Here is a 9126-nt window from a genome sequence, read left to right as displayed (position 1 = left end):
TGCGAATGTTGCGGAGGTGGACGTTGAATATGGCCACACGGTCATTCAAGTCGGGAAGATCGACATATATCTGTCGGTCAAATCGTCCGGCACGCATAAGCGCCTTGTCAAGGATGTCGGCACGGTTGGTCGCGGCAAGGATTATTACTCCGGAGTTGGACCCGAATCCATCCATCTCTGTGAGCAACTGGTTGAGGGTGTTCTCACGCTCGTCGTTGGCTCCCATATTCGGATTGCGTCCGCGTGCTCGTCCTACGGCATCAATCTCGTCAATAAAGACGATGCAGGGCGCTTTCTCTTTAGCCTGACGGAAGAGGTCGCGGACACGCGATGCTCCTACTCCGACAAACATTTCTACGAAGTCGCTTCCCGACATCGAGAAAAACGGAACGTTGGCCTCGCCGGCTACAGCTTTGGCGAGAAGGGTCTTTCCGGTTCCGGGAGGGCCAACAAGAAGCGCTCCCTTTGGAATTTTACCGCCAAGATCGGTGTAGCGCTGGGGATTTTTCAGGAACTCAACGATTTCCTCTATTTCGGTCTTTGCTTCGGAAAGACCGGCAACATCCTTGAATGTTACCTGTATAGGTCCATCCTTGTCAAATATTTTGGCTTTGGATTTTCCGACGGAGAATACACCGCCACCGGCGCCCCCATCTTTCCCTGACATACGCTTGAGCATGAATAGCCAGAATACAATCAGCAATACCATTGGGCCGATAGACCAAAGCATGCCGGAGAAGTCGGTGGCTTTCTCAAATTTCACGTCACCGGTGAATGTTCCGTTGTTTTGCCATTCGTCAATTTTATCCTGCAACTTGTCGGCACTTGGAATGTCAGTAAGGATTTTCGCTTCCTGACCTGTGCCTTTGGTAAACTGGCTAGGATGGAATATTTTTGAAGCCAGCGAGTCGGTCAGATATGCTTCGGCTTGATTCTTGTTGGTGAATACGACGATTCGCTCTACACCACCTTCGGTAACATATTTTTCGAAGTTGGAGTAGCTTACCTCTTTCGTTATCGAATTGTCGTCAAAATAGTACAGGGCTGCCAAGAACAGTATGATTATGGCATACATCCAGTACATACTGAACTTAATTGTCCGGTTCTTAGGTTTCTTGTCCATTTAATTATATATTGAAGTACAAGAGAATTTAGTATAAGTATAAATCCGGAATCAGTCTAAGTCCGGGATTTCGGAGATTGGAGCATCGCTCCACAACTCCTCAAGATTGTAGTGCTCCCGGATATCGGGCAGGAAGATATGGACAAATACATCACCGTAGTCAATCACAATCCATTGAGAGTTCTGGTAGCCGTCATAGTTGTATGGCTTTGTACCGGCATGTTCCTGTACATATTCACGTACGCTGTCGGCGATGGCATCGACCTGTGTCGGCGATGAGCCCTGGCATATGATGAATGTATTGGCAGCGGAGCCCTCTATATGGCTGAGATCAACAACGGCTATTTTTTTGCCTTTGCGCTCCTGGATTCCATCAATTATTAATTTTATAATTTCTGATTTGTGAGTCATCTTAAGTCTATTGGAAGAATCGTTAATTTTAACACAAAGATAAAACAAATTTCTGACTTTGCAGCAAACTTAAATATATAACAACAGTTAAACCCAAAATGTCGGGAATATGTTGACTGGAATGTGAAATTTTTGTCTCAATTCATTTAAAGCCTATTCGTAACGCATTGATTTGGCCGGACTGACTGTCGCAATAAGACGGCCCGGAATGAGCAGTACGCACCATGCGATTACGAATACTGCGGCATTGAGTGTGATTATATGCCAGGGGATGATTTCTACCGGTACGAAGTCGAGATAATAGGCATCCGGATTGAGCGGAATAATATGGAAGTGCTGTTGCAAAAGCATAAGAGTAAGCCCTATCACATTGCCGATAATCATTCCGTATATAACAAGACGTCGACCCAGAAGGGAGAATATACGGGTTACTGATGCATTTGATGCTCCAAGAGCTTTCAGAATGCCAATCATGCGCACACGTTCCAGTATTATGATGAATAGTGATGATACCAGTGTAAATCCTGATACAAGTCCCATCAGCAGCAGTATCACGACTACATTTGTGTCAAGCAACGCGAGCCAGTTGAAATACATCATGCCGGTGGAGGTTACTGCCGATATCCGATACATGCCATCGAGACGTCCGGCCCAGGCTTCTCGCATCATTGTTTCCTGTAGATGTAGTGCGCCTTCATCAATGTGGTCGGTATCATGCATGTAAAGATCTATGCGATTTCCTTGAAGAGTGTCAAGACCGTTTACTCCCTGAACTAATTTGATGGGGGAGTATGCATATATCTTGTCGTAGTCAGAGAAGTGTGTGTCGTATATCGCGGCTATCTTGGGGCGTCTGGTCTTGACTCCTTGGTCAGTAAAGAAATATGTAAATATCCTGTCTCCCTGTTTAAGATGTAGTTTTTCTGACGTAATCCTTGATATGACAATTGAATTTTCCAATGAGTCGTCAGGCCAACTGCCGTTGATTATGGATTCCTTTATGAAATCAGTTCCGGGGCCTGGAGTAAGTCCACGCAATACTATGCCTTCGAAGTCGGAATCTGTTTTTATTACCGCAGGATGTTCCATCACGAGTTCCGCATCGCGGAATATCCCGGTGCTGTCGATTATACCTTGCAGTTGTGGTGAAAATGTCAGTACTGAAGTGGCCCGGGTGTCCTCCGGGTCATGAATTGTAGCATTGGATGCCGCAAGTATTGATACATGCGCGTCAAAGCCCATGACTTTTCTGCGGATTTCATGTTTGAATCCTGTCACGATGCACAAAGCAGCCATCATTATGGCCATTGCCAGCGCTATGCCGGAAATAGCCATAATGACGCTTGTCGCTGTGCCGCCTCCATGTCCGGAGATGCGCATGCGTGAGGCTATCAGACTTTCATATGTCATGGCGCGGCATGGTATTGTCAGGAATTGCTGATGTGTCCAGGATATGCTTTCAGCGCTTCTTGCAGCACTTTCATCGCTTTTGCAAGATCCTCTTTGCATAGCACATATGCCATGCGGACTTCATCGCTACCCATGCCTGCGGTTGTATAGAAGCCTGATGCCGGAGCCATAAATATTGTCTGCCCTTCATATTCGAATTCTTCAAGGCACCATTCGCAGAAACGGTCGGCATTGTCGACGGGCAACTTGACTACTGTGTAGAACGCTCCCATTGGAATGGGGCTATAGCATCCGGGTATCTTGTTAAGTTGGTCAATAAGGAATTTACGCCTGTCCACATACTCGTTGTAGGTGGCGAGCATATATTCCTGAGGGGTGTCAATCGATGCTTCAGCCACAATCTGTCCGAGAAGGGGTGGGCTCAGACGAGCCTGGCAGAACTTCATGATGTTCTTTTTCAGTTCCTTGTGCTTGGTGATAAGGGCTCCTATGCGTATTCCGCATTCGTTGTATCTTTTTGATACGGAGTCAATGAGTACCACCTTGTCCTCTATGCCCGGCAGATGAAATGCCGAGATGTATGGCGCACCGGTATAGCAGAATTCGCGGTATACTTCGTCGGAGTACAGAAACAAGTCATATTTCTTGACCAAATCGCGAATCTGTAGCATCTCCTTCATCGTATACAAGTATCCTGTAGGATTATTCGGGTTGCAGATGAGAATGCCTTTGGTCTTAGGTGTGATGAGCTCTTCAAATTTTTCAATCGGAGGCAGGGAGAAGCCTTCGTCGATGGATGAAGGCACTGTTATGATTTTTGCTCCGGCCGAGATGGCAAATGCCATATAGTTGGCATATGCCGGCTCAGGCACAATAATCTCATCACCCGGATCGAGAGTTGCCATGAAGGCGAAAAGTACAGCCTCGCTTCCTCCGGTGGTTACGATTATATCGTCGGTGTCGACTTCGATATTGAAACGGTGATAGTATTGGCGGAGTTTCTCGCGAAGCGACAATAATCCCTCCGAAGGACTGTATTCGAGCACTTTTCTGTCAATATGACGCAGTGCTTCCAGGCCCTCCTCCGGGGTAGGCACATCAGGCTGGCCGATATTGAGATGATATACCTTTACACCACGTTCTTTAGCTTTATTGGCCAGTGGTACAAGGCGACGTATAGGGGAAGCCGGCATTTCTGTGCCGCGCTGTGATACTTTTGGCATGATATCTTATGTGCTGTGCTTAGAGATTGTGGAGATTATGGCCCATACGGTCTTTTTTGGTGCGCATGTAGCGGAGATTGTACTGGTTGGGCTCAACTTCGATGGGGACATTTTCAACTACTTCAAGTCCATAGCTCTGCAGTCCGACACGCTTTACCGGATTGTTTGTCATAAGGCGCATTTTGCGCACGCCGATTTCACGTAGTATCTGAGCGCCTACTCCATAGTCTCGTTCATCGGCAAGATGGCCGAGGCATACGTTTGCCTCGACGGTATCCATGCCGTTTTCCTGAAGTTTGTAGGCTTTCATTTTTTCCATCAGACCGATTCCCCGGCCTTCCTGATTGAGATAGACCACAGCGCCTCGGCCTTCTTTTTCAATCATCTGCAGGGCTTTGTGGAGCTGGTCGCCGCAGTCGCAACGCATGCTCCCGAATATGTCGCCAGTGGCGCATGAGGAGTGTACTCTCACGAGTGCAGGTTCGTCGCTGCCGGCCAGGTCGCCTTTTATTATTGCGATATGTTCAAGGCCATTGCTCTTTTGCTTGAAGGGTATAAGCCGGAAATGTCCATATGCGGTGGGCATGTCTACCTCGACGCCCTTCTCGACGAGTGATTCCTGTTTCAGGCGGTATGTAATCAGGTCGGCGATGGATACCAGTTTCATGCCCCATTCATCGGCTTTCTGTCGCAATTCCGGCAGGCGTGCCATAGAGCCGTCGTCGCTCATAATCTCCATAAGGGCGGCAGCGGGCTGTAGACCGGCAAGCCGTGCGAGGTCTACTGCAGCCTCGGTATGTCCCGAGCGGCGCAGCACGCCTTTATCCTGGGCGTAAAGCGGGTTGATGTGTCCCGGACGACCGAAAGTGGCCGGAGTCGATTCAGGATCGGCAAGGGCACGTATTGTCGCTGCGCGATCATGAATGCTTACACCTGTTGAGCATCCTTCAAGTTTGTCGACAGTGACTGTGAACGGAGTTCCGAGTACCGAAGTATTGTCGGTTACCTGGTGCTCCAGCTCAAGTTCTTTGCAGCGAGATATAGTAAGCGGGGCACAAAGTACGCCTCGGGCATTTTTCAGCATGAAATTGACCTGCTCGGGGGTAATTTTTTCTGCCGCAACGATGAGATCGCCTTCGTTTTCTCGGTCTTCGTCATCAACTACGATTACAAAACGTCCCTCGCGGAAATCGGCGATGGCTTCATCGATTGAGTCAAGTCTTATATTATCCATTTCTTATAGTATTTCAGCTTTAATTTTCAGTCTGTAAAACAGTAGCGTTGGTATGAGGGGGAGTATTCAGAAGTGAAATGAGTTCATTGTCGGTTACTTTTATATGTTCGAGCTGTTCACGCAAGTGGCGTTGTTGGTGAAGTCCGATCAGATAAAGCGGTATTCCGACTGGGAACAGTATGATAAACATCCAACTGAGCAACTTGTTGGATGACGGATGGTAAAACCATAGACTGAGCAACTCGGGCAGCTCCATGAGTTTGAGTATTATCAGGCGTTCGCGGGAATTGGATAGGTAGTCGACCATCTGCTCCAGTTCGGCTCTGATTGTGTGGAGCCTGATGCTGTCATATCCGGTTTGCCAGTATTGTAAATAGCTCTGTCTTGCAGGATTGCTCTGTAAGAAGTCAGAGATAAGAGTGTTGAGATTGTTGATTTTGGAAGTGGCTACGGAAAGGTCGACCTCGTTTATGACAACCTCTTTCAGTTCGAGTTTGCGCATCTGGCTCCGACCTATAAGTTTTCGGAAGAAATTGGCGTAGGCATCACGATTAAAAACGGCAGAGTCATTTACTGCCTTATAAGTGAAGAACACGCCTAATGGCAATAGCACAAATGTCGACAGCCACATTCCTTCCCATACTTCAAGCCTGCCTTCGCGGGCCATCTTGTAGCCTGTGTTGTCGATGATATAGTAAAATATAAAAAGGAATACCGATATTACCAAAGGCATTCCGAGTCCGCCCTTGCGTATGATGGCTCCAAGGGGTGCTCCGATGAAGAAGAATACAATACATGCCATTGAGAGGGTGAATTTTTTCATGAGCTCAATGGCGTGGCGTCGTATTACTCGACGGTCGTCATTCATTGTATATGACCTGAATTCAAAGTCCTGACGAGAGCGCTTGGCCTTGTCGAGAGCCTGATTGAGGTAGCTTTTGGTGAATGCCGGATTGGAGCCTGAGAATATTGAGTCGAGATTAAGCGGAGCGGCCATGGCCACAGGTGGCTGTGGAATAGCCCGCATGCCTGTGTCGGTCGACTCATACTTATAATAGCTTAATCCGAAATATCGTTGTGTCTTTATATCATGGCCGTACACATCGCCTACACTGTCGACCCTTGCTGTCACCGAGTCGATGGTAGCCTGGAGTTCAGCTATATTTTTCCCTACATACTGATTGCGCATCCCGCTTTCGTCCATTCTGTTGAAGTTGGCGTCAAAAGCGATAAGCACCTCTTTGTCATTGAAGGTCTCACGCCGGTATGGGACATTTTGAGACGAGAATGTGGAGCCCTGCTCTCTCAGATTCTCAAACTGTTCGCCGTTCCAAAGGTTTAGGATAAGATGCGATTTGTCATCCGTCATGCTTATTTTTCCGGAATCGGCATAGATTATGGTGGCATTGTCAGTGCCTTTTGATACGTTGTAGATGAGGAGGTCATGCAAAATTCCGGTTTCGCGGTCCTTTTGCTTTACGTATAGATTAAAGCCGGTAATCTGGTCGTAAAATACGCCTTCGGGTATCTCAAGCTCCGGAGATTTTTGCTTCATTGAGTAGAGCAGGGTGTACATTTTAGCCTGTGCTACCGGCAGTACATTGTTCTGAAAAAAGAACGCACCGATTGCCACGATTACCATAAGTGCAATCAACGGGCGCATGGATTTGATAAGCGATACTCCGGAGGCCTTCATGGCTGTAAGCTCGAATTGCTCTCCGAGATTGCCGAATGTCATAAGCGACGCAAGGAGGATGGCAAGTGGCAGCGCCATCGGCACCATGGTAAGGGCCGCGTAAAAGAACAGTTCGCCAATTACACTCATTTCCAGCCCCTTGCCGACGAGGTCGTCGATGTACCTCCATAGGAACTGCATCAACACTATAAAGAGGCATATCAGAAAGGTCATGACAAACAGCGGCAGAAAGCTCTGTAGCATGAATAGATATAGTCGCTTTATACGTAGCATATCGAGTGTCGGTGGATGTTTAAATCGGTTAAATCAAGTGACAAATTTAAACAATTCCGATTAACTGACCAAATCGAAAGAGAAAAGCGGCACTTTTAGCGGAGCATATATTGGAATCACTGCTTGTGTGCAGTCATGCTCTCCCTTAAGGTATCTGACAGAAATTGAGCATGATTGAGTTTTTGGGTAAAAACTCAGTCATGCTCAATTATGGCGATAAGGCTCAGTTACGGTATAGAGTTATTGCAACTCATGGCCTTTTCCGTTGATTTTAATTGATGTGTACATTATTGTGGCCAAGGCTATGAAAAGTCCGATGCTGCCTGTAAGCAATGCGTAGGTCTCAAGACACAACAGTACGTATATGAACGTGTATATAATTGTAAGCACCACTCCTATGGTGATGGAGACGCGCTTTGAGCGTACTACACCGAGCATATAGATGCTTATTAGCCCGATTGTCATTACTGCGGCAATCAGATAGCTGAGCCCAAATCGCATATGCTCGGACAGTGATAGCAGCAGGGAATAGAATAATATGAGAGCAAGTCCGATTAGGAGATACTGGAACATGTTGATGGGATGCTTCATTATGATTTCCGCAAAAAGTACGGAAATAAATGTGAGCAATATGACGATTATCGCATATTTCATTGCCCGGGAGGTCTTTTGATATCTGTCTACGGGCACGAGCATATTGGTGACTACGGCTGAGCGTGATATCTTATATGGTTTGTCGCCGATAAATGCCTGAGGATAATCACGGTTGATAGAGTTGACAAGCCATTTGGCGGAGAAACTGTCGGCATCAACGCTACGTTTGGTCGGGATTACCATGCCACCGAAGGATGGCGACTTACATATTCCCGTCATTGAAATCTTGCTTTCGGCTCCAATTGGAGTTACTCCTAACGATTGTGACCCTCTGATGTGCATGTCGATAGAATAGGGAATACGGGTAGCCCTGATTGAGTCGATAGAAATCGACGCTTGCATGCATCCTGATGTGGAGGAGGTGTAGTCATCAATATCGATTACTTCCATTTCGTATCCTGTATCGGAGAATTCAGTGTAATCGGTATTGTTGCTGAAAGTCAGATTCACATATACATCCTCGTCAGATGTGCCGTCGAGCGTATATTCTCTATGTCCTATCTTTATGGGGTTTATTGATTCCACGCCTTTCAGGTCTCCGATGCCGACGGTTACATATGCTTTGTTGAAAAGTATTCTGTCGACTGGGATTCCGGTGGCTTTAAGGGCATGCATGTCAAACTCGCCGTCGATAGTGACATCGGCGTTATAGACTGTAGTTTCGTATATGCTGCGGCTTAGAGTCTGGGACTTTATGTCGGCGCATGCATTAAGAGTCGCAGGCAGCAGCCTGATTATTCCTCCTATGGAGTCTTTGTTCTGCCTGTTTTTAGTGATATAGGGTATGGAAATTATCGGACCCGACAGTAATTGCGGGCCGCTCCATGATTTTGAAATTTCCTGAGTTGTCTCTTTCTGTCGGTCGGCCCGCTCGTCATTCAGCGAGTAGATAATCATGTCGGGGATGAGCAGGATGAGTGACAGCAATACGATAAATAGGATCTTAAGGCTTATCGACTGACGGGTTGTCGTTTTCATTTGCATTGGTGCGAAACGCGGAGGGGCAGTCGTGGTGGCGGTAGGCGTGTGTGGAGGCTGCGGGATGGGCGGAGGTGTTCCGCATGTTTGTGGATTCTCGTTCATGGTTTGCTGGAATAAGTTT

Annotated in this window: 7 protein-coding genes; all 7 read right to left on the bottom strand. The window is 47.2% G+C overall.

Going from position 1 to position 9126, the window contains the following annotated elements; translation table 11 throughout:
* Positions 1–1123, bottom strand: a 1123-nt coding sequence (locus K2I50_RS10735) for an ATP-dependent metallopeptidase FtsH/Yme1/Tma family protein (RefSeq protein ID WP_301026345.1), incomplete at its 3' end; no start/stop codon positions are given.
* Positions 1124–1174: 51 nt separating this feature from the next.
* A complete protein-coding gene (rsfS, locus tag K2I50_RS10730) occupies positions 1175–1534 on the bottom strand; it encodes a ribosome silencing factor (RefSeq protein WP_301026344.1) in 360 nt (119 codons plus the stop codon).
* A 153-nt stretch (positions 1535–1687) separates the two neighbouring features.
* Positions 1688–2944, bottom strand: a complete 1257-nt coding sequence (locus tag K2I50_RS10725) for an ABC transporter permease (protein WP_301026343.1) — start codon at positions 2942–2944, stop codon at positions 1688–1690.
* A 17-nt stretch (positions 2945–2961) separates the two neighbouring features.
* The gene (locus K2I50_RS10720; protein WP_301026342.1) at positions 2962–4167 is read right to left on the bottom strand and encodes a pyridoxal phosphate-dependent aminotransferase; all 1206 of its coding nucleotides are present in this window, start codon (positions 4165–4167) and stop codon (positions 2962–2964) included.
* A 19-nt stretch (positions 4168–4186) separates the two neighbouring features.
* Positions 4187–5401, bottom strand: coding sequence for a bifunctional 3,4-dihydroxy-2-butanone-4-phosphate synthase/GTP cyclohydrolase II (locus K2I50_RS10715; protein ID WP_301026341.1), 1215 nt, complete (start codon positions 5399–5401; stop codon positions 4187–4189).
* Positions 5402–5420: 19 nt separating this feature from the next.
* Complete coding sequence (locus K2I50_RS10710) at positions 5421–7370, bottom strand: LptF/LptG family permease (protein ID WP_301026340.1); 1950 nt, start codon at positions 7368–7370, stop codon at positions 5421–5423.
* A 240-nt stretch (positions 7371–7610) separates the two neighbouring features.
* A complete protein-coding gene (creD, locus tag K2I50_RS10705) occupies positions 7611–9002 on the bottom strand; it encodes a cell envelope integrity protein CreD (protein WP_301026339.1) in 1392 nt (463 codons plus the stop codon).
* Positions 9003–9126: the final 124 nt, after the last annotated feature.

Origin of the sequence: Muribaculum sp. (assembly GCF_029051885.1) — a bacterium.
Lineage (GTDB): Bacteria > Bacteroidota > Bacteroidia > Bacteroidales > Muribaculaceae > Muribaculum.
This window is presented reverse-complemented; position numbering and strand designations above follow the sequence as displayed.

Excerpts from the sequence above, each read along its gene's own strand:
- rsfS (WP_301026344.1), bottom strand. The coding sequence starts at position 1,534 with ATGACTCACAAATCAGAAATTATAAAATTAATAATTGATGGAATCCAG.
- K2I50_RS10725 (WP_301026343.1), bottom strand. The coding sequence starts at position 2,944 with ATGACATATGAAAGTCTGATAGCCTCACGCATGCGCATCTCCGGACAT.
- K2I50_RS10720 (WP_301026342.1), bottom strand. The coding sequence starts at position 4,167 with ATGCCAAAAGTATCACAGCGCGGCACAGAAATGCCGGCTTCCCCTATA.
- K2I50_RS10715 (WP_301026341.1), bottom strand. The coding sequence starts at position 5,401 with ATGGATAATATAAGACTTGACTCAATCGATGAAGCCATCGCCGATTTC.
- K2I50_RS10710 (WP_301026340.1), bottom strand. The coding sequence starts at position 7,370 with ATGCTACGTATAAAGCGACTATATCTATTCATGCTACAGAGCTTTCTG.
- creD (WP_301026339.1), bottom strand. The coding sequence starts at position 9,002 with ATGAAAACGACAACCCGTCAGTCGATAAGCCTTAAGATCCTATTTATC.